The sequence below is a fragment of the Cribrihabitans pelagius genome, assembly GCF_048820915.1.
In the GTDB taxonomy this organism is placed as follows: Bacteria; Pseudomonadota; Alphaproteobacteria; order Rhodobacterales; family Rhodobacteraceae; genus Cribrihabitans_A; species Cribrihabitans_A pelagius.
The window spans coordinates 173,462-196,988 of record NZ_JBMERR010000007.1; the positions used below are offsets into that span (position 1 = coordinate 173,462).

Sequence of the window (23,527 nt, forward strand, 5' to 3'; positions counted from 1 at the left end):
CCGGCTTCCCGCGCTGGCAATGGAATCGTAATTTTATTCTGCTTTGACGGTTCTTGATCGTGAAGCATGGGACGGATGACATGGCAGTTTCAAAGCAAAACCCGCGCCGACGCTGGTCGCTCGGCAACCTGAGGACAAAACCGAAGATCGTCCTGACGGCGCTGCTGCCGCTGATCCTGGTCATGGGCGTGGGCGTGCTCGCCGTGGTCGACCTCGGCCGCATGGCGGAAACGGCAGAGCGGGTGGAGGCTACCCGGAAGACGCTGGAGACCGCGCAGGAACTCACAGCAGCTGCGGTCGATATGGAAACCGGCCTGCGCGGCTATCTGCTGGCCGGACACGAGGAGTACCTGGCGCCTTTTGAAGCCGGGCAAAGCCGCGCCGAAGCCGCTCTGGCGGCGCTGGAAACCGCGGCAGCGGGCCGGCCGGATCAGCTGGCGCGGCTGGAAAAGGCAGGCCAGATCCTGCGCGACTGGCAGGACAACGTCGCAGTCGAGGCCATTGCCCTGCGCCGCGAGATTGGCGACGCGCTGAACATGAACGACATGGCGGATGAAGTGAAGAAATCCCTGGGCAAGGATTACTTCAAGGAGCTCAGGGCCGAAATCGAGAGCTTCACCAGCGAGGAGGAGGTGTCGCTCGAAGACAAACGCCGCAGCTTCTCTTCGCTTGTGAAGCTGGGGATCGCCAAGGCCGACTACCTCACCCAGTCGTTGCAGGCTGTCGAAAACGGCTATGGCGTCATCAATACCGCCAAGGACCTGCTGTCCGCCTCGGTCGATATGGAAACCCGGATGCGGGGCTTCCTGCTTGCGGGCGATCCGGAATTCCTGCGGTCTTATGTCGACAGCAGCATTCGTTTCGACGGGCTGCTGGCCGAGCTGAAATCGGCGCTGGGGGAGAACCTGCTGCAGATAAACCGGCTCAACAACATGACCTCCATTGTCGGCAAATGGCGCAGCGAAGTGGCCGCGCCTGCGATGCAGATGCGCCGCAAGATCGGCGATGCCGCCACCATGGACGACATGGCCGATTTCGTCGCTGAAGGCCGCGGCAAGCAATATTTCGACGCCTTCCGCGCCGCGCTGGGGGACTTCCGGAACGCCGAGGCCGCGCTGATGGCCGAGCGGCAGGCCGAGAACGAGAAGATCGCGTCGGAAACCCGGGTGATGATCCCCGCCGCCATTGGCGTTGCCATTCTGATCGGCGCGGTGATGGCGCTGGTGCTTGGCTCCAGCATCGCCTCCGGAGTGCGCAGCATTGCCGCGGCGATGCGCGCCCTGGCCGAAGGAGACAACAGCGTCGAAATCAAGGGGCAGAACCGCCGTGACGAAGTGGGCGAAATGGCGTCAGCGCTGCATACGTTCCGCAGCGAGCTGATCAAGATGCAGGAAGCCGAGAAGAAGAAGGCCGAGGGCAAGGACGCTGAGCAGACCGCTGTGGTGCGCCAGCTGAGCGAGCGCCTGTCCCTGCTGGCCCAGGGCGACCTGACTGTGGAAATCGCCGATGCTTTCCCGCAGGACTATGAGAAGCTGCGCCAGGATTTCAACACCACCGCGCGCAACCTGCATTCCATCGTGGACCAGGTGGCGGGCCTGTCGGCCAGCATCCGTAACGGCGCCGCGGAGATCAGCCAGTCCTCCGACGACCTGTCGCGCCGCACTGAAAGCCAGGCGGCGACCCTGGAGGAAACCGCAGCGGCTCTGGACGAGCTGACGGCCAGCGTCAAATCCGCCGCCGAAGGCGCGCGTTCGGTGGAAGCCACCATGGGCGGGGCCAAGGCCGAGGCGGAAGCGAGTGGCGAAGTGGTGCAAAGCGCCGTCGCGGCGATGACGGAGATCGAGCAATCGTCGAAACATATCTCGCAGATCATCAGCGTGATCGACGACATCGCCTTCCAGACCAACCTGCTTGCCCTGAACGCAGGTGTCGAGGCCGCGCGCGCGGGCGAGGCCGGTAAGGGGTTTGCGGTGGTTGCAAGCGAGGTGCGCGCGCTGGCGCAGCGATCGTCCGATGCGGCGATGGAGATCAAGACGCTGATCGGCGACAGCTCGAAACAGGTGGAGCGCGGCGTCGAACTTGTCGGCAAGACCGGCGAGGCGCTGCAAAGCATCGTCGCCCAGGTCAGCCATATCTCGCAGCTGGTGTCCGGCATCGCCGAAGGCGCTGCCGAGCAGTCCGTTGGCCTCAATGAGATCAACATGGGCATGTCGCAGCTCGATCAGGTAACTCAGCAGAACGCCGCCATGGTGGAGGAGGCCACCGCGGCCGGCCACATGCTGAACAGCGATGCCGCGAGGCTGGCCGAGCTGATGGGGCATTTCAACACCGGCGGCACAGCCCAGACCGCACGGCCGTCTCAAGCCGCCGCCGCCTGACGCTCCGGTGGCCGCAAGGCGTGGCCGTGTGCAATGCCGCCCTCGCCCGGTGTTCCGGGCCGGGGCATTTTTGGGGTGACAGGGCGGATTTCCCCCGCTAACGTCCCGGCCATGACCCGTACCTATGCCGCATTCTGGTACTTTTATTATCCGCGCCGACAGGCGGACGGAGGGGTCTTGGCGTTCTGAACATCTTTGGAACCCGCATGATACCAAACCAGCCGCCCGCGTCCCGCAGGCGGTTTTTTCGTATCCGCCGCCGGGCCCGGGCCTCCAGCAAGGACCCGCAGAACCATGACAGCCGAAACCCAAAACCTGCGCATCACCGGCATGCAGGAACTGATCTCTCCCGGCGCGCTGGCCGAGCGTTTGCCCGCGCCCAAGGCCGCGCTCGATACCGTACTGGCCAGCCGCGCCGCGATCCAGAACGTCCTCCACGGCCGCGATGGCCGCCTGATCGTCGTTACCGGCCCCTGTTCGCTGCACGATCCCGAGGCGGCACTGGACTATGCCCGCCGCCTGAAGCCGCTGCGCGACCGCCTGGCAGGAGAGCTCGAAGTCGTTATGCGGGTCTACTTCGAGAAGCCGCGGACCATCAGCGGCTGGAAGGGGCTGATCAACGATCCGGGGCTGGACGGCTCGTTCCGGATCAATGACGGGCTGGCGCTGGCGCGCCGACTGTGCCTGGAGATCAACGCGCTTGGCGTGCCCGCGGGGACCGAGTTCCTGGATACCGCGGTGCCGCAGTACATCTCGGACCTGGTGGCCTGGGCCGCGATCGGCGCCCGCACCACCGAAAGCCAGATCCACCGCGAGATGGCTTCGGGCCTCAGCTGCCCGGTGGGGTTCAAGAACGGCACCAAGGGCGACGTGCAGATCGCGGCGGACGCGGTGCGCGCGGCGGCGCATCCGCATCACTTCATGGCGCTCGCGGGCAACGGCCGCGCCGCGATTGCGGCGACCACCGGCAACCCGGACTGCCATATCATCCTGCGCGGGGGCGGCGGCACTAACTATGACGCGGACGCAGTGGAGGCCGCCTGCACCCTGGCAGCGCGCGATGGTATCCGCCCCCAGGTGATGATCGACGCGAGTCACGCCAACAGCGGCAAGGACCCGATGCGCCAGCCGCAGGTGCTCGCGGATGTGGCAGGCCAGATCGCGGGCGGCGACCACCGCGTCACCGGGGTGATGCTCGAAAGCCACCTGGTGGCTGGGCGCCAGGACCTGGGACAGGAGCCGCTGACATACGGGCAGTCGGTGACTGATGGCTGTCTCGGCTGGGAAGACACGGTGGCGGAGCTGGAGAAGCTGGCGCAGGCGGTCAAGGCGCGGCGCCAGCGGGCAGCGCGGCGCGAGCTGGCCGAGGCGTGACGCTGCCAGCGGGGGACGCGCCTCGCGGCGCGTGCCTCCGGCGGGAGTACTTGGGGCAAGATGACAAAAGCGCCTGCGCGCCCGCAATACGGCGCGCGGCTTGCAATCCCGGCGCCGGCTCCGCATATCCTTCGGGCAGCCACCAAGGGAGCTATCATGATCCGCGCCGCCCTCACTATCCTGGCCCTCGCGCTGGCCCTGCCCGCCGCCGTCTCCGCCGAGACCCGTGTGCCCCAAAGTCAATCCGAAATCTCGCTGGGCTTTGCGCCGCTGGTGAAGGAGGCCTCGCCTGCGGTGGTCAACATCTATGCCAAGATCGTGACCCGGGTGCAGCGGCGCTCGCCCTTTGCGAGCGACCCATTTTTCGACGACTTCTTCCGCGGCTTTGCCGAACCGCGCCCGCGGGTCGAGAACTCGCTCGGGTCCGGCGTGATCCTGTCGGCTGACGGCATCGTGGTATCGAATTACCACGTGGTTGGCTCGGCCACCGAAATCCGCGTGGTGACGGCGGACCGGCGCGAATATGACGCCAGGGTGATTCTGGGCGACAAGGCCAGCGACCTTGCCATCCTGCAATTGCAGGGGGCCGAGGGGCTGCCGCATCTGGAGCTGCGCAACAGCGACCGGGTCGAGGTGGGGGAGCTGGCGCTGGCAATCGGCAATCCCTTTGGTGTGGGCCAGACGGTGAGCAGCGGCATCATCTCGGGGCTGGCCCGCACCGGCATGGGGGCTGGCGACGGCTTTGGCTACTACATCCAGACCGATGCGCCGATCAACCCGGGCAACTCCGGCGGCGCGCTGATCGGGGTGGACGGGCGGCTGATCGGCATCAACACCCGTATCTTGTCGCGCTCGGGCGGCTCCAACGGCATCGGCTTTGCGATCCCCGCCAATCTGGTGCGGGAGTTTGTGGATCAGGCGCGCGATGGCGCGGAGGAATTCCAGCGGCCCTGGGCGGGGATGGCCGGGCAGCCGGTGGACGCGGACCTCGCCGCCTCCCTCGGCATGGCCCTGCCGGAGGGGATGGTGGTCTCCGACCTGCACCCGGAAAGCCCCTTTGCGGAGTCGGGTTTCAGGGTGGGCGACGTGATCACTCATGTTGACGGTGAAGTGGTGAACTCGCCCTCGGAAATGGTGTTCCGCATGAGCGTTGCCGGCATGGACAGCACCGCCCGCATCACCCGGTTTCGCGATGGCCGCGCGGAGGAGGTCGAAGTGCGCATGGCCGCCGCGCCGGACGAGCCGCCCTCGGAGCCAGTGCAGCTCGGCCGCCGCACGGCACTGCCGGGGCTGACGGTGGCGCAGGTGAACCCGCAGGTGATTGCGCGCCTTGCGCTGCCCTTGTCGGCCAAGGGCGTTGCCGTGGTCGACCCGGGCCCCTATGCCGCGCGCGGCGGGGTGCAACCGGGTGATCTGCTGACGACCGTGAATGGCCGGGCGGTGCGCAACCCCGAGGATGTGGCCCGGGTACTCTCCCGCAGCGGCCGCTGGGTGCAGATCGACTTGCAGCGCCGCGGCCGCAACCTGTCGCTGCGGTTCCGGATCTGATGGCGGACCTGTTTGCAAGTCCCCCGCCCGGCGGTGACGCATCGCGGCCCGAGCCGAACCGCCCGCTCGCCGACCGGCTGCGTCCGCAAAGCCTGTCTGAGGTGATCGGCCAGGCGCAGGTTCTGGGGCCGGACGCGCCTCTGGGGGTGATGCTGGCCTCCAACTCCCTTTCGTCGCTGGTGTTCTGGGGGCCGCCCGGGGTGGGCAAGACCACCATCGCGCGGCTCCTGGCACGCGAGACGGATCTGCATTTTGTGCAGATCTCGGCGATTTTCACCGGTGTGCCGCACCTGAAGAAGGTGTTCGAGGCGGCCAAGATCCGGCGCCAGAACGGGCAGGGGACGCTGTTGTTCGTGGACGAGATCCACCGCTTCAACAAGGCCCAGCAGGACAGCTTCCTGCCGCATATGGAGGATGGCACTATCCTCCTGGTGGGGGCGACGACCGAGAACCCTTCGTTCGAGCTGAACGCGGCGGTGCTGTCGCGGGCGCAGGTGCTGGTTCTGGAGCGCTTGCCGCTGGCCGATCTGGAGCGGCTGACGCAGCGCGCCGAGCAGGAGCTGGGCCGCGCGCTGCCGCTGTCGGGGGATGCCCGCGACGCGTTGCAGGAGATGGCCGACGGAGATGGACGGGCGCTCCTCAACCTGATCGAACAGATTGCTGCCTGGCGGGTTGATGCACCCCTGGGGCGCGAGGCACTGGCCAGCCGGCTGATGCGGCGGGCGGCGAAATACGACAAGTCGGGCGACGAGCATTACAACCTGATTTCGGCGCTGCACAAATCGGTGCGCGGCTCGGATCCGGATGCGGCGCTCTACTGGTTTGCCCGGATGCTGGAAGGCGGCGAAGATCCACGCTACCTGGCGCGCCGCCTGACCCGGATGGCGGTGGAGGATATCGCCCTGGCGGATCCGCAGGCGCAGGCGGTGTGCCTGCAGGCCTGGGACACATACGAGCGGCTCGGCTCGCCCGAGGGCGAGCTGGCGCTGGCGCAGGCGGTGATCTACCTCGCGCTCGCGCCCAAGACCAACGCGGGCTACATGGCCTACAAGGCGGCGCGCAGGCTGGCCAAACAGACCGGCAGCGAGCCGCCGCCCAAGCATATCCTGAATGCGCCGACCAAGCTGATGAAAGAGCAGGGGTACGGTTCGGGCTATGACTACGACCACGACGCCGAAGACGGTTTTTCTGGGCAGAACTACTTTCCCGAGGGCGTGAAACGGCCGGTGCTGTATCAGCCGGTGGAGCGGGGGTTCGAGCGCGAGTTGAAGCGGCGCACGGAGTATTTTGCGAAGCTCCGTCTGCAGCGCAAATAGTGAACCGGCTTTCCGCCGGAAAGCCGGTGCCTCCGGCGGGAGTATTTGCGGCAAGATGAAAGAGCGGGGCTGTACGCGCAGGTCGGCCGTGCGGGCGCCGCGTGCAAGGCAGGTTTGCGCCATGGAAACTTGACATCCGCGGCCTCGCGCGCGACAGGACGGGGATGATTTCAACGGTTTCCATGGTGGCGCTTGGCGGTGCGATCGGCGCCTCCGGCCGTTATCTGGCCGGGCTGGCGGTGATCCGGCTGGCGGGACATCACGCCTTCCCGCTGGCGGTGCTGTCGGTGAACATCCTCGGCTCCTTCCTGATGGGGGTCTTTGTGGTGGCGGCGGCGATGCGCGGGCTGACTTGGCTCAGCCCCTTTGTGATGACCGGGTTGCTGGGCGGCTTCACCACCTTTTCGGCGTTCTCGCTGGAGGCCGCCAATCTGATCGAACGCGGCGCCTTCGGGCAGGCCGCGATATATGTCGGGCTGTCGGCGGGGGGATCCATCGGCGGCCTGTTCCTGGGCCTGATGGCTGCAAGAGGAGTGTTCGCATGAGCGGCGTGCAGATGATCACCGTAAGCGACGACGATGGCGGCCAGCGCATCGACCGCTGGCTGCGCGGGCTGTTTCCGCATCTGAGCCAGGGGCGGATCGAGAAGATGTGCCGCAAGGGCGAGCTGCGGCTCGAGGGCGGCCGGGTCAAGGCCAGCACGCGGATCGAGGCCGGGCAGACCGTGCGGGTGCCGCCGCTGCCCGACAGCGACCACAAGCCGGCCGAGGCGCGGCCGACGCGGATCTCGCCCGCGGATGAAAAGATGATCCAGGCTTGCGTGATCTACCGCGACGACGACGTCATCGTGCTGAACAAGCCCGCGGGCCTTGCGGTGCAGGGCGGCTCCGGCACCTCGCGCCACGTCGACGGCCTGTCGGAGGCGCTGAAGTTCGGGCTGGAGGAAAAGCCGCGGCTGGTGCACCGGCTGGACAAGGACACCTCGGGGGTTCTGGTGCTGGCGCGTAACCGCAAGGCGGCGCAGGCGCTGACGGCCGCCTTCCGCCACAAGAGCACGCGCAAGATTTACTGGGCGCTGGTGGCAGGCGTGCCGACGCCCTACCTCGGCGAGGTCAAGACCGGGCTGGTGAAGGCCCCGGGCCACGGCAAGGGCGGCGAAGGCGAGAAGATGATCAACGTGCATCCGCGCGACATCGCCGACACGCCCGGCGCCAAGCGCGCGCATACAGTCTATGCGACGCTGTACCGGGTGGCGAGCCGCGCCGCCTGGGTGGCGATGGAGCCCATCACAGGCCGCACCCATCAGCTGCGCGCGCATATGTCGGGCATCGGGCATCCGATTGCCGGCGATGGCAAATACGGCGGCTCGGGCCAGGAGAACCTGGGCGATGGCTGGGGCGCGCGGTTTGGCGGGGTGATCTCCAAGAAGCTGCACCTGCACGCGCGCCGCATGGTGTTCGAACACCCGGTGAGCCGCAAGAACGTGACCGTAGTGGCGCCGCTGCCGGCGCATATGAAGGAAAGCTGGGAGACCTTCGGCTGGAGCGAGGACCTGGCGGCGGACGATCCTTTCGAGGATCTGCAGTGAGCGGGCCCCTGCGGCTCATCCTGTTCGACGTCGACGGCACGCTGGCGGACAGCCAGGCCGCGATCACCGGCGCGATGGCCGCAGCTTTCGGCGGCGCCGGTCTCGCCGTGCCGCCGCGCGAGGCGATCCTGTCGATCGTCGGGCTGTCGCTGCCCCTGGCAATGCGGGTGCTGGCCCCGGAGCAGGACGCGCCGGTGCTGGATGCGCTGGTGGAGGGATACAAGACCGCTTACATGCAGGCGCGCGAGGCGGCAGGTGCAGGGCATACGCCGCTGTTTCCCGGCGCGCGCGAAGTGCTGGCGGAGCTGAACGCGGTGCCGGAATACCTTCTGGGCGTTGCCACCGGAAAATCCGCGCGTGGTTTCGATGCGCTTGCGGCCTCCCATGGACTCGACTGTTTCGTGACCCGGCAGGTGGCGGATCACCACCCTTCGAAACCGCATCCGGCGATGATCGAAGCGGCGATGGCGGAAACCGGGGTGGATCGCGCAAGCACCGTGATGATCGGCGACACGCGGTTTGACATCGAGATGGGCAGGGCGGCGGGCGTGACCACCATTGCCGTTCCCTGGGGCTATCATCCGGCAGAGACATTGGGCGCCGATTTCCTGATCCGCAGCTTTGCGGAGCTGCGTCCGCTGCTGGCAAATATCTGGAAGGCATGAGCGATGAGCGAGTGGAAGCAAAAGCGGTTCTGGAAACAGGTGACGGTTGCCGAGGCCGGCAGCAGCTTTGCGGTGGAACTGGACGGCCGCCGGGTGAAAACCCCGGCCAAGGCGCCGCTGGCGGTGCCGACGCGCGCAATGGCGGAGGCGATCGCGGCGGAATGGAACGCGCAGGGCGAATCGGTTGACCCCCACGCGATGCCCTGCACCCGCTCGGCCAATGCCGCGATTGACAAGGTGACACATCAGCACGGCGAAGTGGCCGCCATGCTGGCCGAATACGGCGACACCGATCTCTTGTGCTACCGCGCCGCCGCGCCGGAGGAACTGGCCCGGCGCCAGGCCGCGGAGTGGGACCCGGCGCTGGACTGGGCGGAAGCGGCGCTGGGCGCCCGGCTGCTGCCGCGCGAAGGAGTCTTGCACGCCGCCCAGGATCCGGCGGCGCTGGAGACCCTGGGCGGCAAGGTGCATGCGCTGGCCCCGTTCCAGCTGGCGGCTTTCCATGATCTGGTAGGGATTTCCGGCTCCTTGGTGCTGGGGTTTGCCGCGGCTGAGGGCTGGCGCAGCGCGGACGAGATCTGGCAGCTGTCGCGTCTGGATGAGCGCTGGCAGGAAGAACAGTGGGGCGTGGACGAGGAAGCTGCCGCCGCCGCCGCGGTGAAACGGCGGGAATTCCTGCATGCGGAGCGCTTCTTCCGCCTGTCCTGAAAAGACCAGAAATTTCAAAGCTTCGGCGGCTGGGGCAAGATTGCTGCCGGGGCGTATGACCGTGCGTTATCCGGTCATCGAATTTCCTGATACCATACTTGACGTTTGCTGATGAATGCGCCCAAACTTGGCCTCGGATCAGGGGGAAGCCCCTGTTCAGTCTGAGTTCCGGCGGGCAAGCGTCGGCAAATAAGAACCGCCGGACAGGCGGGCCATCAGGAAGAGGTAAATATGAAAAAATCCGTGTTTTTGGGCGCTGTGACCGTGGCCGGTCTGGCGGCTGGCGCTGCAGCTGCGGGCACGCTGGATGACGTGAAGGCGCGCGGCAAGCTGAACTGCGGCGTGACTACCGGCCTGGTCGGCTTTGCGGCCCCGAATGCGAATGGCGAATGGGAAGGCTTCGACGTTGCGGTCTGCCGCGCCGTGGCAGCGGCTGTGCTGGGCGACTCCACCGCGGTGGAATTCGTGCCGACCACCGGCAAGACCCGCTTCACCGCGCTGGCGTCGGGCGAGATCGACATGCTGGCCCGCAACACCACCTGGACGTTCTCCCGCGACGTCGACCTGAAGTTCGAATTCACCGGCATCAACTACTACGATGGCCAGGGCTACATGGTGCCGAAGGAGCTGGGCGTGTCCTCGGCCAAGGAACTGGACGGCGCCACCGTCTGCATCCAGACCGGCACCACCACCGAGCTGAACCTGGCGGACTTCTTCCGCTCCAACAACATCAGCTACGAGCCGGTGCCGATCGAGACCAACGCCGAAGCGCAGCAGCAGTATCTGGCGGGCGCCTGTGACGTCTACACAACCGACGCCTCCGGCCTGGCCGCGACCCGCGCCACCTTCGACGATCCGTCGGCACATGTGATCCTGCCGGAAATCATCTCGAAAGAGCCGCTCGGCCCGCTGGTCCGCCATGGCGACCATGAGTGGGGCGATGTGGTCCGCTGGACCCTGAATGCGCTGGTCGCAGCCGAAGAGCTGGGCGTCACCTCGACCAACATCAACGAAATGGCAGCCGGCACCGACAACCCGGAAATCAACCGCCTGCTCGGCGCCGAAGGCACCCTGGGCGAAATGCTGGGCCTGTCCAACGACTGGGCCAAGAACGCCATCTCGGCGGGCGGCAACTACGGTGAGATCTTTGCCAAGAACATCGGCGAAGACACTCCGATCGGCCTGGCCCGCGGGTTGAACGCCCAGTGGACCGACGGCGGCCTGCTGTACTCGCCGCCGTTCCGTTAAATCAACCACCGGGAGGGGCGCGGGACAATCCTGCGCCCTTTTCCTATCGTCCAAAAGAATCTCCGGATTGCTGCGGAGCGGTGGCCAACACCGCCAGGACAGACCTCCGGAGCCAGGGGATCACACCTTATGTCCACTCTTACTGACCCACCAAAGGAGCAGTTCCGGCTGTCCATGCTCCTTTACGATACCCGTTACCGCTCGGCCACGATTCAGGTCATTGCGATGATCGGGTTCATGCTTCTCGCTGCCTGGCTGATCAACAACACGATCCAGAACCTCGCGGCGCAGGGCAAGGCTTTCGAATTCGGCTTCTTCACGGAGCCGGCCAGTTATGACATCAACCAGCGCCTGCTGGACTACACCTCGCGCGACAGCCATCTGCGTGCCGCCCTGCTGGGGCTTTTGAACACACTGGTGGTGGCCGTCCTCGGCTGCATCACCGCAACCATCCTCGGCGTCGTTATCGGCGTGCTGCGGCTGTCGTCGAACTGGCTGGTGGCGCGGCTGATGACGGTCTATGTGGAAGTCTTCCGCAACGTGCCGGTGCTTCTGTGGATCGTCTTCGTGATGGCGGTGCTGATCGAGACGCTGCCGGCGCCGCGGGCGTTCCGCGGCGAGAACCCCGAAGCGGTGATGAACCTGGGCGACACCGTGGCGGTGACCAACCGCGGCGTCTACATCCCCGAGCCGCTGTTCTCGCGGCCGCTGGGCGACGTGCATCTGCTCGGCGACAGCTCGCTGCGTTTCGACGTGAGCCTGGACCTGGTGGCAATCCTCGTGGTGCTGGGGCTGGGGCTGTTTGTCTCCCGCAAGATCCGCCAGCGCGCCGACCGGCTGCAAGCCTCCACCGGCGTGCGGCCCAGGACCTGGCATGTGCGGACCGCGGTCATTGCGGTGCCGATGCTGGTGCTGCTGGCGGCGCTCGGCTTCCACCTTGGCTACCCGGAACTGAGGGGCTTCAACTTCCAGGGCGGCACCCACCTGCGCAACTCTCTGATTGCGCTGTGGCTGGCGCTGTCGCTTTATACCGCGGCCTTCATCGCAGAGATTGTGCGCGCGGGCATCCTGGCGATCTCCACCGGCCAGACCGAGGCCGCCGCGGCGCTGGGCCTGCGCTCCAACCGGATCATGCGGCTGGTGATTCTGCCGCAGGCGCTGCGGGTGATCATCCCGCCGCTGATCTCCAACTACCTGAACCTGACCAAGAACTCCTCGCTGGCGATTGCCGTGGGTTACATGGACATCACCGGCACCCTGGGCGGAATCACCATGAACCAGACGGGACGCGAGCTGGAATGTGTTCTGCTCTTGATGCTCGTTTACCTGGCGATCTCGCTGACCATCTCGGCAGTGATGAACTGGTACAACGAAGCCGTGAAGCTGAAGGAGCGCTGAGATGAGCGGCACCCATGCACACACCGTCGCCTATGTCCGCGACACCATGCTCCCCGAACAGGAGCCGCCCGCATCCGAGGTCGGCGCCGTCGGCTGGATGCGCCATAACCTCTTCTCCTCCTGGCTGAACACGGTTCTGACCCTGGCCTCGATTGCGGCGATCTACTACGTGCTCGCCGCAGCGCTGCCGTGGCTGCTGTCGCCGACCTGGGACGGCACCTCGCTCAACAACTGCCGCGAGACACTGGCGGCAGCCGGGCACGGCGATGCCCATGGCGCCTGCTGGGGCGTCATCAAGGAACGCTGGATTCAGCTGATCTTCGGCTTTTACCCCAGCCATCTCTACTGGCGCCCGATTGCGGCCTTCCTGCTCCTTGGCCTGGCCCTGGCGCCAGTGCTGTTTTCGGACAAGATGCCGTCCAAACTGCTGTATTTCTCGGCGCTTTATCCGTTCATCTTCCCTTGGCTCTTGTGGGGCGGCACCATTTGGGCCCCGTTTGCGGCGCTGGCGGGCTTTGTGATCGGCGGGCTGGTGTTCAAACTGATCTCCGAACAGCTAAGCACGCTCTTCGGGATCATCCTGGCGGTTGCCGCGGCGCTCTTGTGGTGGCTGGTTCTGTCGGGCTACGTGGTGGGCGCGCTGGAGTCGATCCTGCCTATCGGCATTGAGCCGGTCGACAGCCGCAAGTTCGGCGGCTTCATGCTGTCGGTCACCATCGGCGTTGTCGCCATCGCCTGCTCGCTGCCGATCGGCGTGGTGCTGGCGCTGGGGCGGCAGTCGGACCTGATGATTGTCAAATACATCTGCGTCGGCTTCATCGAGTTCATCCGCGGTGTGCCGCTGATTACGCTGCTGTTCGTGGCATCGACCCTTCTGAACATCTTCATGCCGCCAGGCACGGATTTCGACATCATCCTGCGGGTGCTGATCATGGTGACGCTGTTTGCCTCGGCCTATATGGCCGAAGTGATCCGCGGCGGCCTGGCGGCGCTGCCGAGGGGCCAGTACGAGGGCGCCGACAGCCTCGGCCTCAACTACTGGCAGGCGCAGCGGCTGATCATCATGCCGCAAGCACTGAAGATCTCGATCCCCGGCATCGTGTCGACTTTCATCGGGGTGTTCAAAGACACCACGCTGGTCTCGATCATCGGGCTCCTCGATCCCCTGGGCCTCTCCAATGCCATCCGGGCGGACGCCGACTGGAACGGCATCGTCTGGGAACTCTACGGCTTCATCGCCCTGATGTTCTTCGTCTTCTGCTTCTCCATGTCCCGCTATTCCATGTATCTGGAGCGCAAGCTTCAGACTGGCCACCGTTAAGGAGTTCAACACATGTCTGAACTTATGACCGACCGCGCAATCGACCGCTCCAAGATGCAGGTGAGCGACAAGGTTGCCATCGAAATCACCAACATGAACAAGTGGTTCGGTTCGTTTCACGTGCTGCGCGACATCAACCTGACGGTGAACCAGGGCGAGCGCATCGTGATCGCAGGACCTTCCGGCTCGGGCAAGTCCACCCTGATCCGCTGCCTCAACGCGCTGGAGGAACACCAGCAGGGCAAGATCGTGGTGGATGGAACCGTCTTGTCGAACGACCTCAAGAATATCGACAAGATCCGCTCCGAAGTCGGGATGGTGTTCCAGCACTTCAACCTGTTCCCGCATCTGAGCATCCTGGAGAACTGCACCTTGGCCCCGATCTGGGTGCGCAAGACGCCCAAGAAGGAAGCGGTGGACCGGGCGATGCATTTCCTCGAAAAGGTGAAGATCCCCGATCAGGCCCACAAGTACCCGGGCCAGCTTTCGGGCGGGCAGCAGCAGCGGGTGGCGATTGCGCGCTCGCTCTGCATGATGCCGCGCATCATGCTGTTCGACGAGCCGACCTCGGCGCTTGACCCCGAGATGATCAAGGAAGTGCTCGACACGATGATCGAACTGGCCGAAGAGGGCATGACCATGCTCTGCGTGACCCACGAGATGGGCTTTGCCCGCCAGGTCGCCAACCGGGTGATCTTCATGGATGCGGGCCAGATCGTGGAGCAGAACGAGCCGGAAGAGTTCTTCAACAACCCCAAGAGCGAACGCACCAAACTGTTCCTCAGCCAGATCCTGGGCCACTGAGTCCACGGCCGCGGCCGGATTAATCGCAAGGTCCCCGGGAGAAATTCCGGGGGCCTTTTTCGTCAGGCGCCGACCGCCGGGTTGAAACGCATCCGGATTTCGGGATGGCCGAAGAAGGCGTTCATGCGCTGCTCCACCACGGTAAAGCCATAGCGGCGGTAGAACCGCAGGGCGCGCCGGTTCCCGGTAAAGACGTCGAGCTCCAGCCGCGCACGGCGTGTAAGCGCATGATCCAGAAGCGCGCGCCCAAGCCCCCGGCCCTGCGAGTCCGGCAGCACGAACAGCCCGCCTGCCTCCTCACCGATGAGGGCGATGAAGCCGGCGGGCGTTCCGCCGGGACAGGCAAGCCAGGTCTCCGCCACAGGCAGGAAGCTCTCGCGGATCATGGTCTCGGCCTGGTCCGTCTTTTCCGCTGAAAGGAAGGGGTGCGCAATTGCGCTGGCTGTGCGCCAGATGTGAAGAACCCGCTCCTGATCGGATGGGGCGTAGGGTCTGATCATTGTCAGCTGTTCCCGCAAAGAGGCCGCACGGACTGAAATCACATGTGCAGCAGATGTCGTGGGATCTTGGACCGCACCCTTCAAGCCGCCCGCGGATGGCTGCGGGCGTTTCGCGTTTCAGGAATGCGTGGCGGCGCCGAAGCGCCCCGGTCAGCGGGACATCAAATCTCCTGGGTTCCGCGGTCAGCCTAGACGCATGGGACCCGGCTGGGCAAGCGCGGCGCTCACTCGCCCAAAAGCTCCCGCGGCACCGTGAAATCCACAGCAGTGCCGCTGCTCCAGGTGAGATCAGCCCAGTTGCTGATCGCAAACTCCGCAATCAGCGTGGCTCCGGTCGGGAAATCGTCGAACCGCGCATGGCCGGGCGGGTGGGCGACGACGGTATGGGCGAAGGCCGCGACACCGGGGTTATGGCCGATCAGCATGACCCGCGGGTGCTCCGCCTGGCGCAGCACCTTCAGGATCATGTCTGAACTCGCCATATAGAGCCGCTCGGTGAAAGCCACGGGCGCTTCCAGGTCCATCAGCTCCCAGGTCTCCCGGGCCCTGAGCGCCGAGGAGGCGATAACCTGCTCCGGCACATGGCCTGTATCGCGCAGCCAGGCGCCAATAGCCGGAGCGGAGCGGCGGCCGCGTTTGTTCAGCGGCCGGGCGTGATCGCTGGGCACATTGGTATCCCAGGCGGATTTGGCGTGGCGGGTGAGGATCAGGGTGCAGGTCATCGCGGATGAAAATACCTCATGTGATGCGCGCTCTGCGCAGGATCGCGGCCGGAGGCCCGGCTGAGCGGGCAGGCCCGCCGTGCCAGGCAGCCCCCGTCCATGCACTCCCGGCCCGCGGCGCGGCTGAGATGCGCATGACACGCGGCCAGGTCATAGGGCTCGTCTGCCGCCAGCGCCCCGGCCGGGCAGGCGCTCAGACAGGGGCGGGCAGCGCAGCTTTGGCAGGGCGAGTCTGCCAAAGGCGGTGGCGGTATGTCAAATTCCGCTTCGAAGTGCAGTGCTGCCCGGTAGGAGAGCATCATCCCGGCTGCATCATGCACCAGCATCCGCACCGGCGAGACAAAGGCCCGCCCGGAGGCCAGCGCCCAGGCAACAAACGGCGCAAAAGGCGGCCCGCCAAAGGGGAAATGCGCGGTGGCGCCCAGCTCCGCCGCCAGCGCCTGTCCGATGCGGCGCGACCAGCGGTCTACTGGATCGGGTGCCCCGCCGCGGTACTCGGGGGCAGCCGTCAACGCGGGCCAGAACGCAGGGCCGCTGCCAAGCAGCAGCAACGTGCCCCGGTCCGGATAACTCAGCCCATGGCGCGCCGGGTGCAGCGCTCCTAAAACGATAAGCCCGGCCGCCGCCGCCGCGGCCTCCGCTCGGGCGAAGTTTCCGGCAGGCGAAAGGGGCAGGGCGGTATCGGGCATGTTTGCACTCCTGGCTCGGCGCTGATGCGCCCAGCCTAGCCGGCCGGCACGCGGCCGGACCCGCGCAAAAGCGTCCGCGTCTGGCCACTCCGCGCCGCCTCTCCTCAGTAGCGGCGGAACGGCAGCAGCAGGCTCCAGACCAGCCGCGCGGGCCGCCCGTCCTGCCAGGTGAGCCCGACGGTCATGCCGCCGTGACCATTTCCGGGCCGGGCGCGGTAGGTTCTGAACAGCCGGTCCCAAAGCGACAGCGCAAAGCCATAGTTGCTGTCATGCTCGGCGCGCTGAACCGAGTGGTGCACCCGGTGCATGTCGGGTGTCACCAGCACCAGCCGCAGCCAGCCGTCCACCCGCGCAGGCAGCCGCAGGTTGGCATGGGTGAACAGCGCGGTGCCGCTCAGCAGGATCTCAAACAGAACCACCGCCAGAACCGAGGCTCCCAGCAGGTATACCAGCCCGATCTTCACCAGCATCGACAGCGCAATCTCCACCGGATGAAAGCGTACAGCCGTGGTCACATCCATGTCGCGGTCGGCATGGTGCACCCGGTGCAGCCGCCACAGCAGCGGTATCTTATGGGTGATCACATGCTGCCCCCAGATCGCGAAATCCAGAATCAGCACCGCCAGCAGCACCTCCAGCCAGCCGGGCCAGTCCAGGCGGTTGAAAAGTCCCGCCCCGCGCGCCGCCGCATCCAGCGCCGCCCCCGCCGCCAGCAGCGGCAGGCCTAGGGCCAACAGCCGAAGCATCACCGTGTTCAGCACTGAAATCGACAGGTTGGTCAGCCAGCGCCGCCCGCGCGGCAGGCAGCGCCGCCGCCGCGGTGCCCATGCTTCGGCCCCGGCAAAGAGGCCGAAGAGCACCAGAAAGATGGCCAGGCGGATCAGGCTTTCATGTTCCATCCATTCAGAAACACGCATCCAATACCGGATAGCAAGCCCGCCACGGCGGCGCCGCAACTTTTTGACCGGAAATACCCCGGGGTGAATTGGCCGGAAGGCCAAGAGGGGCAGCGCCCCTTCAGCCCCTCCCGCCGCTCAAGCCCGGATCATCGACCCGGCGCCGTGGTCGGTGAACAGTTCCAGCAGCACCGCATTCTGCACCCGGCCGTCAACGATGGTGCAGGCCCGGACGCCGTTGCGCACCGCGTCCAGTGCGGTTTCGGTCTTGGGGATCATGCCGCCCGCGATCACGCCGCTCGCCGTCATCTCCTCGACATCGGCCGCCTTCAGCTCGGTCACCACTTCGCCGCTGCCGTTCTTCACGCCGGCAACGTCGGTCAGCAGCAGCAGCCGGTCCGCGGTCAGCGCCTTGGCAATCGCCCCCGCCGCGGTGTCGCCGTTGATGTTGAAGGTCTCGCCGCCGCGGCCCGCGCCGATCGGGGCGATCACCGGGATCATGTCCTTCTCGAACAGACCGTACAGCACCTTCGGGTCCATCTCGGCCGGCGCGCCGACAAAGCCCAGGTCGGGATCGGCCTGGTCGCAGGTGATGAGGTTGGCATCCTTGCCCGAGAGCCCCACCGCGCGGCCGCCCTGGCGGTTGATCGCCTGCACGATGCGCTTGTTCACAAGCCCCGACAGCACCATCTCCACCACTTCCATAGTGGCGGCATCGGTCACCCGCTTGCCGTTCACAAAATCCGACTTGATCTCTAGCTTTTCCAGCATCTTGTTGATCATCGGCCCGCCGCCGTGGACGATCACCGGGTTCACCCCGACCTGGCGCATCAGCACGATGTCGCGGGCGAAGGTCTCCATCGCCTCGTCACTGCCCATGGCGTGGCCGCCCAGCTTGATGACGACAATCGCCCCGGAGAAGCGCTGCAGGTAGGGCAGGGCGCTTGACAGGGTCTCGGCTGTGGCAATCCAGTCGCGGTTCATGGTCTGTTTCTTCATCGCTTGGGTCCCTTTGACAGGCTGTGTTACGCCTTTCCGGCGGCTCTGCCAAGGAAGGCGGCTGTTGCGCCGTTGCAGCCGCCTGCATGACTGCTAGGCTGTGGCGCGAATGTCATCCTATCGGGGAGCCCCGTGCCATGCGCCAGAAAACCCTGCTGCTGACCGGCGCCAGCCGCGGCATCGGCCACGCCACCGTGCGCCGCTTCAACGCCGGGGGCTGGCGGGTCATCACCTGCTCGCGCCTTCCGTTTCCCAAGGAATGCCCCTGGGGCGGCGGGGAGGAGAACCACGTGCGGCTGGACCTCTCCGACCCGGCGGGCACGATCAACGCGGTGGGCGAGATCCAGGAGCGGCTGGACGGCAAGCTCGATGCTTTGGTGAATAATGCGGGCATCTCTCCGAAGGGGCCGGAGGGAGAGCGGCTCAATACCCTCAACACCGACCTTCTGGACTGGGGCAAGGTGTTTCACGTGAATTTCTTCGCCTCGGTGGTGCTGGCACGCGGGCTGAAGGACGAGCTGGCCGCGGCCAAAGGCGCGGTGGTCAACGTGACCTCGATCGCGGGCAGCCGGGTGCATCCCTTTGCGGGCGCCGCCTATGCCACCTCCAAGGCAGCGCTGGCGGCGTTGACGCGGGAGATGGCGCATGACTTCGGACCAATGGGCGTGCGCGTGAATGCCATCGCCCCGGGCGAGGTCGAGACCGCAATCCTCAGCCCCGGCACCGAGGAGATCGTCGAGAAACTGCCGCTACAGCGGCTGGGCCAGCCCGAGGAGGTGGCGGCGGCGATCTATTTCCTGTGCTCACCGGACAGCTCCTATATATCAGGTGCCGAGATCGAGGTGAACGGCGCCCAGCACGTATAGTGCCCGGAAAGCGTTTAGCCGGGCCGGGCAGGATCACCGGGCCTATTGCGCTTCGCTCGCCGCGCGTTTCAGAAACGGCACGCCGGCAAGCAGCGACAGGTCGAAGACCAGCACCGCCAAGAGCGCAAGCGCCGTCAGCGGGAAGAGCAGGGAAACCATCAGCGAAATCAGCGCCGGCGCTTGCCAGAACGGCAGGCCGCGCGGCTTGGGCGGCGCGGGACGGGCGGCGGATCAGCCACATGACGACGCCCGAGAGGCAGACAAAGATCACCGCGAAACAGAACAGCACGTTCAACACGAAGTTCCAGCCGCCCATCCGCCCCATGTGAAAAGGAACGCCAAGCGCCATAGCCTTGCCCGCCCAGGGGTAATCTCCGTATCTCGCATCAGCCAGGATCTTGCCGCTGTGCCGGTCCACGGGCGCCGTGCGGTCCGAGAAGGGCTCATCGGAATCACTGCTCATGCGGTCGCGGCTGAGGGTCCAGACGCCGGTCTCGCCGGACGGATAGGCCGGACGGAAGCGGCCCTCTATCCCCAGCGCGCGGCCCCCACAGGTACGGACCGCTCAGCACCAGAACGATGCCAAGGCCCGCGGCGATCTCGATCAGACGGTTGCCGGTGCCGCCGATGAGCAGGCTGGAATGGAAGTTGCCGGCCAGATCGTACCAGCCGGCGCGGCGGTCCCAGGTCTCCAGCACCTTGCCGGTGTACTGGTTGAGCGCCACCAGGCTTTGTCCGTCTTCGGTCTTCACGCGGAACACGGTGACCAGACCGGGGGCCTTGGAGCCGATCCATTCGGCGATGATTCCCGGCCGGGCGGCCAGAACCGCGGCGGATTGTTCGGCGATGCTGAGTTCACTGCTGCAAGATCAGAAGTGTCAGCGAAGATCAGGAGAGTGCGGGCGGCCGCGGGTGTCGTAGCGGCCGTGGAACCCGGCGCTGTGACGGGTGAAGGCTTCGCGCTCGAAGCGCGCCGCTAGCGCCGCGGCGGGAGCGGGCAGAAGCCGTGCTTCGGGTAAAAGGGCGCTTGCCGGGATCGCCGGGAAGGGACAGCTGCGGTCCCCGGCCTCATGCGGTGCCCCGGTCAGGCTGCCGTCGCCGCCGGGGCCAAGGTCGGCCCAGGTCTCCACCATGCTGCCGCCAGTACAGGTCACCATCAGCATCTTGCCGTCCGCTGCCGGCGCAGGCATTCAGCCGGCCGGGATCAGCCCGGCCACGGCCAGGGCGGTCGCCAGCAGGGCGGAAGACAGGCGCCGCAGCACGGTGAGAGGGGACTCAGAGGTTTGCGATGATCGCGCGCAGTGTCGCGATGCCGTCGCCTTTTTCCGAGGAGGTCAGCACGATCTCCGGATAGGCGGCGGGGTGTTTGGCCAGCGCGCCGCGAGCCTGCTCCAGCACCTTGCCGCGGTCCTTCTCCTTCACCTTGTCGGCTTTGGTCAGCACGCATTGGAAGGTGACGGCGGCGCTGTCGAGGAGCTTCATGATCTCCTCGTCGACCTTCTTCACCCCGTGGCGGCTGTCAATCAGCACAAAGGCGCGGCGCAGCGAGACGCGGCCCGAAAGATACTGCTTCAGCAGCTTCTGCCATTTCTCCACCACCGGCAGCGGCGCATTGGCATAGCCATAGCCGGGCAGGTCGACGAGATAGAGCTCCGGACCTTGGGTGAAGAAGTTGATCTCCTGCGTGCGCCCCGGCGTGTTGGAAGCGCGCGCAATCGCCTTTGTGCCGGTCAGCGCGTTGATCAGGCTCGACTTGCCGACGTTGGAACGGCCGGCAAAGCAGATCTCCACCCGGTCGGCGGGCGGCAGCCCGTTCATCGCCACCACGCCCTTGAGAAACTCCGTCTCGCCTGCAAACAGCTTGCGGCCCTTCTCGGCCGAGAGCTCATCCGGCGCGTCGGCCAGGGGAAATTGCATCTGCATCACAGCACCTTCACCGTATCGCCGAGGCGGATCTCGCCGCCCCGGACCACTTCGCCATAGACCGAGAAATCCTGATGGCCCCAATTGTCCTGCAAGGTCTTCAGCGTGTCCGCATCCCGCTCGCCCGTCTCAGGGTTGGCGGTGGTTGCGAGGCACCGGCGCGCCCGCTCGCGAATTCCAAAGACCGCGCCGCCAATCTGAACCTCGCGGCCCAGCAGCTCGTTTTCGGCCCAGGCCTCGCCCAGATCGAACCAGATGTTGCCGCGCCAGCGCTCGGGCGACAGCTCAAGACCGATTGCCTGCTCTACCGCGCGGTGCGTTGCCCAATTGCAGAGCGAAACCGAAGGGAAGGGCGTGTCGGTCAGGCCGCGGCCGGGAACCCGCACGATGCGGGCAGACGCCGCGCGGCCCGAAGGCGTCAGCGGCTTCTCCCACTCCAGAAAGCGCGGCAGGTCCGCCGGGTCTTCGGGGTCAAAACGCAGGTCAGGCCGGTCCGGGTGCGACAGTGCCAGCTCGCCGGTTGCGTCATCCAGCCGGGCGCGGATCGCCATCAGCTGAGGCGCCTTGGCGCCGCGGGTGAAATTGGCACAGGGCACCCACTTGCTGCCATCGGCTTGCGAGGCCTCATGCGCCACTGCCCAAACACGATCGCCGGGCATGGTCTGCCCGGCGGTCAGGGTTACTTTCTCCAGCGCTTCCTGCCCGTGCGATTTGAGCGGGTGGCGCCAGATGTCCGTAACGGTGTGCGTCATTTCGGGTCCGCCTTAGGCTTCTTCTTGAAGCCCGACTTGATGTTGCCGAACACGTCCGGCCTGTAGCCGTGGCTGCGCATGATCAGGTACTGCTGGGTGAAGGTGATCGTGTTGTTGGCAATCCAGTAGACCACCAGGCCGGAGGCAAAGCCGCCGAGCATGAACATGAACACCCAGGGCATCCAGGCAAAGATCATCTGCTGGGTCGGATCGGTCGGCGCCGGGTTCAGCTTCTGCTGCAGCCACATGGAGACGCCCAGCAGGATCGGCAGGATGCCGATGAACACCAGCGCCAGGATGCTTTCCGGTGCCGGAGGAGCGATGGGCAGCAGGCCGAACAGGTTCATGATCGAGGTCGGGTCCGGCGCGCTGAGGTCCTGGAACGGCCCGAAGAAGGGCGCGTGGCGCAGTTCCAGCGTGACGAAGATCACCTTGTAGAGCGAGAAGAAGATCGGGATCTGGATCAGGATCGGCAGACAGCCCGCGGCGGGGTTCACTTTTTCCCGCTTGTAGAGCTCCATCATCTCCTTCTGCATCCGCTGGCGGTCGTCGCCCGCGCGCTCCTTGAGTTTCTCCATCTCCGGCTGCAGTTCCTTCATCTTCGCCATCGAGGCGTAGGATTTGAAGGCCAGCGGGAAGACCAGGATCTTGATCAGCACGGTGAGGCCGATGATCGCCCAGCCCATGTTGCCGATCAGCGCGTTCAGCCAGTGCAGCACCGCGAACATCGGCTTGGTCAGGAAGAAGAACCAGCCCCAGTCGATCGAATCGAGGAAACCTTCGATGCCCGATTTCTCGTAAGCACGAATGGTCGCCCATTCCTTGGCGCCGGAAAACAGCATGGTGCTGACTTCAGCGGTCTCGCCTGCCGCGACACTCATCGTGGGCAGCACCACGTCGGTCTGGTAGATCTCGCGGCGCGGGTCGAACTTAGTGAGCGAGCGGAAGCTCTGGCCCGGCGCGGGGATCAGGGTCGACATCCAGTAGTGATCGGTGAAGCCGATCCAGCCGTTGGTCTCGACCTGGCGCACCTCGGACAGCGAGCCGTCGCGCGGATCGGGGTCGAAATCGGCGATGTCGTCATAGTCGATCTCGGCCAGTTCGCCATCTGCCATGCCGACGACGCCTTCGTGCAGGATGAAGAAGTTCTTCAGGTTTTCCGGCTCGCCATGGCGCGCGAGCGTGCCGTAAGGCGCCAGCGAAACGCTGTTGCCGGAGGTGTTTGTGACCGACTGGGTGACCGTGAACATGTAGTCCTGGTCGACCGAAACAGTGCGCGCGAACGTCAGCCCCTTGCCGTTGTCCCAGGTCAGCGTCACCGGGCTGCCGGGGGTCAGGGTGGCGTTCTCTTCGGCGCGCCACAGAGTGTTGGCCCCAGGCACATCGCCCGGTGCCAGCCCGGCACCCGCTGCCCAGCCGTAAAGCGCGTAATAGGCATGCGGCTCGCCTGCGGGCCTCAGCAGTTTGACGATCTCGGCATTCTCTTCGATCGACACCCGGTAGTCCTTCAGCGACAGATCGTCGATCCGGCCGCCGCGCAGCGAGATGCTGCCTTTGATCCGCGGGGTGTCGATGGCAACGCGCGCGGCCTCCTCGCCAGCCGCGGCTTCCGCTGCGGGGGCGGAGCCTGCCTCGGCCTCAGCGGCGCTTGGCGCGGCGGCGGTGCGGCTTTCCGGGACGGTTTCGCTGATCGCGGTCTCCGGCGCCTGTTCCGGTTCCGGCGGCGGGAAAACGACGTACCAGCCGAGGATCACCAGAAAGCTGAGTGCGGTTGCAAGAATGAGATTTTTGTTCTGATCGTCCATTGGGGACTGCCACCTCGTGCATAGTAT

General features: G+C 65.9%; 23 protein-coding genes and 1 pseudogene. 13 read left to right on the top strand and 11 right to left on the bottom strand.

Going from position 1 to position 23,527, the window contains the following annotated elements:
- The first annotated feature begins 80 nt into the window (after window positions 1–80).
- From ACOHX0_RS08585 to ACOHX0_RS08640, 12 genes are all read left to right on the top strand, one after another.
- Complete coding sequence (locus ACOHX0_RS08585; protein WP_420676259.1) at window positions 81–2,378, top strand: CHASE3 domain-containing protein; 2,298 nt, start codon at window positions 81–83, stop codon at window positions 2,376–2,378.
- 294 nt (window positions 2,379–2,672) lie between these two features.
- The gene (locus ACOHX0_RS08590) at window positions 2,673–3,752 is read left to right on the top strand and encodes a 3-deoxy-7-phosphoheptulonate synthase (protein WP_420676260.1); all 1,080 of its coding nucleotides are present in this window, start codon (window positions 2,673–2,675) and stop codon (window positions 3,750–3,752) included.
- A gap of 156 nt (window positions 3,753–3,908) precedes the next feature.
- Window positions 3,909–5,300: a trypsin-like peptidase domain-containing protein gene (locus tag ACOHX0_RS08595; protein ID WP_420676261.1), complete on the top strand. Its 1,392-nt coding sequence runs from the start codon at window positions 3,909–3,911 to the stop codon at window positions 5,298–5,300.
- Window positions 5,300–6,616, top strand: a complete 1,317-nt coding sequence (locus ACOHX0_RS08600; RefSeq protein ID WP_420676262.1) for a replication-associated recombination protein A — start codon at window positions 5,300–5,302, stop codon at window positions 6,614–6,616. Before ACOHX0_RS08595 ends, ACOHX0_RS08600 begins: the two co-directional genes overlap by 1 nt.
- 164 nt (window positions 6,617–6,780) lie before the next feature.
- On the top strand, window positions 6,781–7,161 hold the full coding sequence (gene crcB, locus ACOHX0_RS08605; RefSeq protein WP_420676263.1) for a fluoride efflux transporter CrcB: 381 nt from the start codon (window positions 6,781–6,783) through the stop codon (window positions 7,159–7,161).
- Window positions 7,158–8,204: an RluA family pseudouridine synthase gene (locus ACOHX0_RS08610; RefSeq protein WP_420676264.1), complete on the top strand. Its 1,047-nt coding sequence runs from the start codon at window positions 7,158–7,160 to the stop codon at window positions 8,202–8,204. Before crcB ends, ACOHX0_RS08610 begins: the two co-directional genes overlap by 4 nt.
- Window positions 8,201–8,869: an HAD-IA family hydrolase gene (locus ACOHX0_RS08615; RefSeq protein WP_420676265.1), complete on the top strand. Its 669-nt coding sequence runs from the start codon at window positions 8,201–8,203 to the stop codon at window positions 8,867–8,869. Before ACOHX0_RS08610 ends, ACOHX0_RS08615 begins: the two co-directional genes overlap by 4 nt.
- Before the next feature lie 3 nt (window positions 8,870–8,872).
- Window positions 8,873–9,577 (top strand): ATP12 family chaperone protein, encoded by a 705-nt coding sequence (locus ACOHX0_RS08620; RefSeq protein ID WP_420676266.1) that lies wholly within the window; start codon window positions 8,873–8,875, stop codon window positions 9,575–9,577.
- A gap of 231 nt (window positions 9,578–9,808) precedes the next feature.
- Window positions 9,809–10,825: an amino acid ABC transporter substrate-binding protein gene (locus ACOHX0_RS08625; protein ID WP_420676267.1), complete on the top strand. Its 1,017-nt coding sequence runs from the start codon at window positions 9,809–9,811 to the stop codon at window positions 10,823–10,825.
- 129 nt (window positions 10,826–10,954) lie between these two features.
- Entirely contained in the window at window positions 10,955–12,223 is a 1,269-nt protein-coding gene (locus ACOHX0_RS08630; protein ID WP_420676268.1) for an amino acid ABC transporter permease, read from the top strand.
- A gap of 1 nt (window position 12,224) precedes the next feature.
- Window positions 12,225–13,544 (top strand): amino acid ABC transporter permease, encoded by a 1,320-nt coding sequence (locus tag ACOHX0_RS08635; RefSeq protein ID WP_420676269.1) that lies wholly within the window; start codon window positions 12,225–12,227, stop codon window positions 13,542–13,544.
- A gap of 12 nt (window positions 13,545–13,556) precedes the next feature.
- Window positions 13,557–14,348 (top strand): amino acid ABC transporter ATP-binding protein, encoded by a 792-nt coding sequence (locus ACOHX0_RS08640; protein ID WP_420676270.1) that lies wholly within the window; start codon window positions 13,557–13,559, stop codon window positions 14,346–14,348.
- A gap of 62 nt (window positions 14,349–14,410) precedes the next feature.
- Here the strand turns inward: ACOHX0_RS08640 and ACOHX0_RS08645 are convergent, their stop codons facing one another.
- The 5 genes from ACOHX0_RS08645 to argB form a co-directional block, all read right to left on the bottom strand.
- On the bottom strand, window positions 14,411–14,848 hold the full coding sequence (locus ACOHX0_RS08645) for a GNAT family N-acetyltransferase (protein ID WP_420676271.1): 438 nt from the start codon (window positions 14,846–14,848) through the stop codon (window positions 14,411–14,413).
- Between the two features lie 224 nt (window positions 14,849–15,072).
- Entirely contained in the window at window positions 15,073–15,570 is a 498-nt protein-coding gene (locus tag ACOHX0_RS08650; protein ID WP_420676272.1) for a SixA phosphatase family protein, read from the bottom strand.
- The gene (locus ACOHX0_RS08655) at window positions 15,567–16,259 is read right to left on the bottom strand and encodes a ferredoxin (protein ID WP_420676273.1); all 693 of its coding nucleotides are present in this window, start codon (window positions 16,257–16,259) and stop codon (window positions 15,567–15,569) included. The genes ACOHX0_RS08650 and ACOHX0_RS08655 overlap by 4 nt, the downstream gene beginning before the upstream one ends.
- Window positions 16,260–16,363: 104 nt before the next feature.
- Window positions 16,364–17,158, bottom strand: coding sequence for a sterol desaturase family protein (locus ACOHX0_RS08660; protein WP_420676294.1), 795 nt, complete (start codon window positions 17,156–17,158; stop codon window positions 16,364–16,366).
- A 135-nt stretch (window positions 17,159–17,293) separates the two neighbouring features.
- Entirely contained in the window at window positions 17,294–18,154 is an 861-nt protein-coding gene (argB, locus tag ACOHX0_RS08665) for an acetylglutamate kinase (protein WP_420676274.1), read from the bottom strand.
- Between the two features lie 137 nt (window positions 18,155–18,291).
- Here argB and ACOHX0_RS08670 point away from each other — a divergent pair, with 137 nt between their 5' ends.
- The gene (locus ACOHX0_RS08670) at window positions 18,292–19,020 is read left to right on the top strand and encodes an SDR family NAD(P)-dependent oxidoreductase (RefSeq protein ID WP_420676275.1); all 729 of its coding nucleotides are present in this window, start codon (window positions 18,292–18,294) and stop codon (window positions 19,018–19,020) included.
- 286 nt (window positions 19,021–19,306) lie between these two features.
- Here the strand turns inward: ACOHX0_RS08670 and ACOHX0_RS08675 are convergent.
- The 6 genes and pseudogenes from ACOHX0_RS08675 to yidC all read right to left on the bottom strand — a co-directional run.
- Window positions 19,307–19,483: pseudogene (locus tag ACOHX0_RS08675) on the bottom strand (PepSY-associated TM helix domain-containing protein); the annotation flags it as partial.
- On the bottom strand, window positions 19,473–19,772 hold the full coding sequence (locus ACOHX0_RS08680; protein WP_420676276.1) for a PepSY domain-containing protein: 300 nt from the start codon (window positions 19,770–19,772) through the stop codon (window positions 19,473–19,475). The gene ACOHX0_RS08680 and the pseudogene ACOHX0_RS08675, both read right to left, overlap by 11 nt.
- Before the next feature lie 126 nt (window positions 19,773–19,898).
- The gene (locus ACOHX0_RS08685; RefSeq protein WP_420676277.1) at window positions 19,899–20,210 is read right to left on the bottom strand and encodes a DUF2946 domain-containing protein; all 312 of its coding nucleotides are present in this window, start codon (window positions 20,208–20,210) and stop codon (window positions 19,899–19,901) included.
- Window positions 20,211–20,295: 85 nt separating this feature from the next.
- Window positions 20,296–20,943: a ribosome biogenesis GTP-binding protein YihA/YsxC gene (gene yihA / locus ACOHX0_RS08690; RefSeq protein WP_420676278.1), complete on the bottom strand. Its 648-nt coding sequence runs from the start codon at window positions 20,941–20,943 to the stop codon at window positions 20,296–20,298.
- Window positions 20,943–21,695: an MOSC domain-containing protein gene (locus ACOHX0_RS08695; protein ID WP_420676279.1), complete on the bottom strand. Its 753-nt coding sequence runs from the start codon at window positions 21,693–21,695 to the stop codon at window positions 20,943–20,945. Before ACOHX0_RS08695 ends, yihA begins: the two co-directional genes overlap by 1 nt.
- Window positions 21,692–23,500, bottom strand: a complete 1,809-nt coding sequence (gene yidC / locus ACOHX0_RS08700; RefSeq protein ID WP_420676280.1) for a membrane protein insertase YidC — start codon at window positions 23,498–23,500, stop codon at window positions 21,692–21,694. The genes ACOHX0_RS08695 and yidC overlap by 4 nt, the downstream gene beginning before the upstream one ends.
- Window positions 23,501–23,527 lie beyond the last annotated feature (27 nt).

What these genes read in the sequence shown, in the direction of transcription:
- yihA (WP_420676278.1), bottom strand. Translation starts at nt 20,943, where the DNA reads ATGCAGATGCAATTTCCCCTGGCCGACGCGCCGGATGAGCTCTCGGCC.
- ACOHX0_RS08695 (WP_420676279.1), bottom strand. Translation starts at nt 21,695, where the DNA reads ATGACGCACACCGTTACGGACATCTGGCGCCACCCGCTCAAATCGCAC.
- ACOHX0_RS08585 (WP_420676259.1), top strand. Translation starts at nt 81, where the DNA reads ATGGCAGTTTCAAAGCAAAACCCGCGCCGACGCTGGTCGCTCGGCAAC.
- ACOHX0_RS08670 (WP_420676275.1), top strand. Translation starts at nt 18,292, where the DNA reads ATGCGCCAGAAAACCCTGCTGCTGACCGGCGCCAGCCGCGGCATCGGC.
- ACOHX0_RS08660 (WP_420676294.1), bottom strand. Translation starts at nt 17,158, where the DNA reads ATGGAACATGAAAGCCTGATCCGCCTGGCCATCTTTCTGGTGCTCTTC.
- ACOHX0_RS08620 (WP_420676266.1), top strand. Translation starts at nt 8,873, where the DNA reads ATGAGCGAGTGGAAGCAAAAGCGGTTCTGGAAACAGGTGACGGTTGCC.
- ACOHX0_RS08600 (WP_420676262.1), top strand. Translation starts at nt 5,300, where the DNA reads ATGGCGGACCTGTTTGCAAGTCCCCCGCCCGGCGGTGACGCATCGCGG.
- ACOHX0_RS08635 (WP_420676269.1), top strand. Translation starts at nt 12,225, where the DNA reads ATGAGCGGCACCCATGCACACACCGTCGCCTATGTCCGCGACACCATG.
- ACOHX0_RS08610 (WP_420676264.1), top strand. Translation starts at nt 7,158, where the DNA reads ATGAGCGGCGTGCAGATGATCACCGTAAGCGACGACGATGGCGGCCAG.
- ACOHX0_RS08645 (WP_420676271.1), bottom strand. Translation starts at nt 14,848, where the DNA reads ATGATCAGACCCTACGCCCCATCCGATCAGGAGCGGGTTCTTCACATC.
- yidC (WP_420676280.1), bottom strand. Translation starts at nt 23,500, where the DNA reads ATGGACGATCAGAACAAAAATCTCATTCTTGCAACCGCACTCAGCTTT.
- ACOHX0_RS08625 (WP_420676267.1), top strand. Translation starts at nt 9,809, where the DNA reads ATGAAAAAATCCGTGTTTTTGGGCGCTGTGACCGTGGCCGGTCTGGCG.
- ACOHX0_RS08685 (WP_420676277.1), bottom strand. Translation starts at nt 20,210, where the DNA reads ATGCCTGCGCCGGCAGCGGACGGCAAGATGCTGATGGTGACCTGTACT.
- crcB (WP_420676263.1), top strand. Translation starts at nt 6,781, where the DNA reads ATGATTTCAACGGTTTCCATGGTGGCGCTTGGCGGTGCGATCGGCGCC.
- ACOHX0_RS08590 (WP_420676260.1), top strand. Translation starts at nt 2,673, where the DNA reads ATGACAGCCGAAACCCAAAACCTGCGCATCACCGGCATGCAGGAACTG.
- argB (WP_420676274.1), bottom strand. Translation starts at nt 18,154, where the DNA reads ATGAAGAAACAGACCATGAACCGCGACTGGATTGCCACAGCCGAGACC.
- ACOHX0_RS08650 (WP_420676272.1), bottom strand. Translation starts at nt 15,570, where the DNA reads ATGACCTGCACCCTGATCCTCACCCGCCACGCCAAATCCGCCTGGGAT.
- ACOHX0_RS08640 (WP_420676270.1), top strand. Translation starts at nt 13,557, where the DNA reads ATGTCTGAACTTATGACCGACCGCGCAATCGACCGCTCCAAGATGCAG.
- ACOHX0_RS08630 (WP_420676268.1), top strand. Translation starts at nt 10,955, where the DNA reads ATGTCCACTCTTACTGACCCACCAAAGGAGCAGTTCCGGCTGTCCATG.
- ACOHX0_RS08655 (WP_420676273.1), bottom strand. Translation starts at nt 16,259, where the DNA reads ATGCCCGATACCGCCCTGCCCCTTTCGCCTGCCGGAAACTTCGCCCGA.
- ACOHX0_RS08595 (WP_420676261.1), top strand. Translation starts at nt 3,909, where the DNA reads ATGATCCGCGCCGCCCTCACTATCCTGGCCCTCGCGCTGGCCCTGCCC.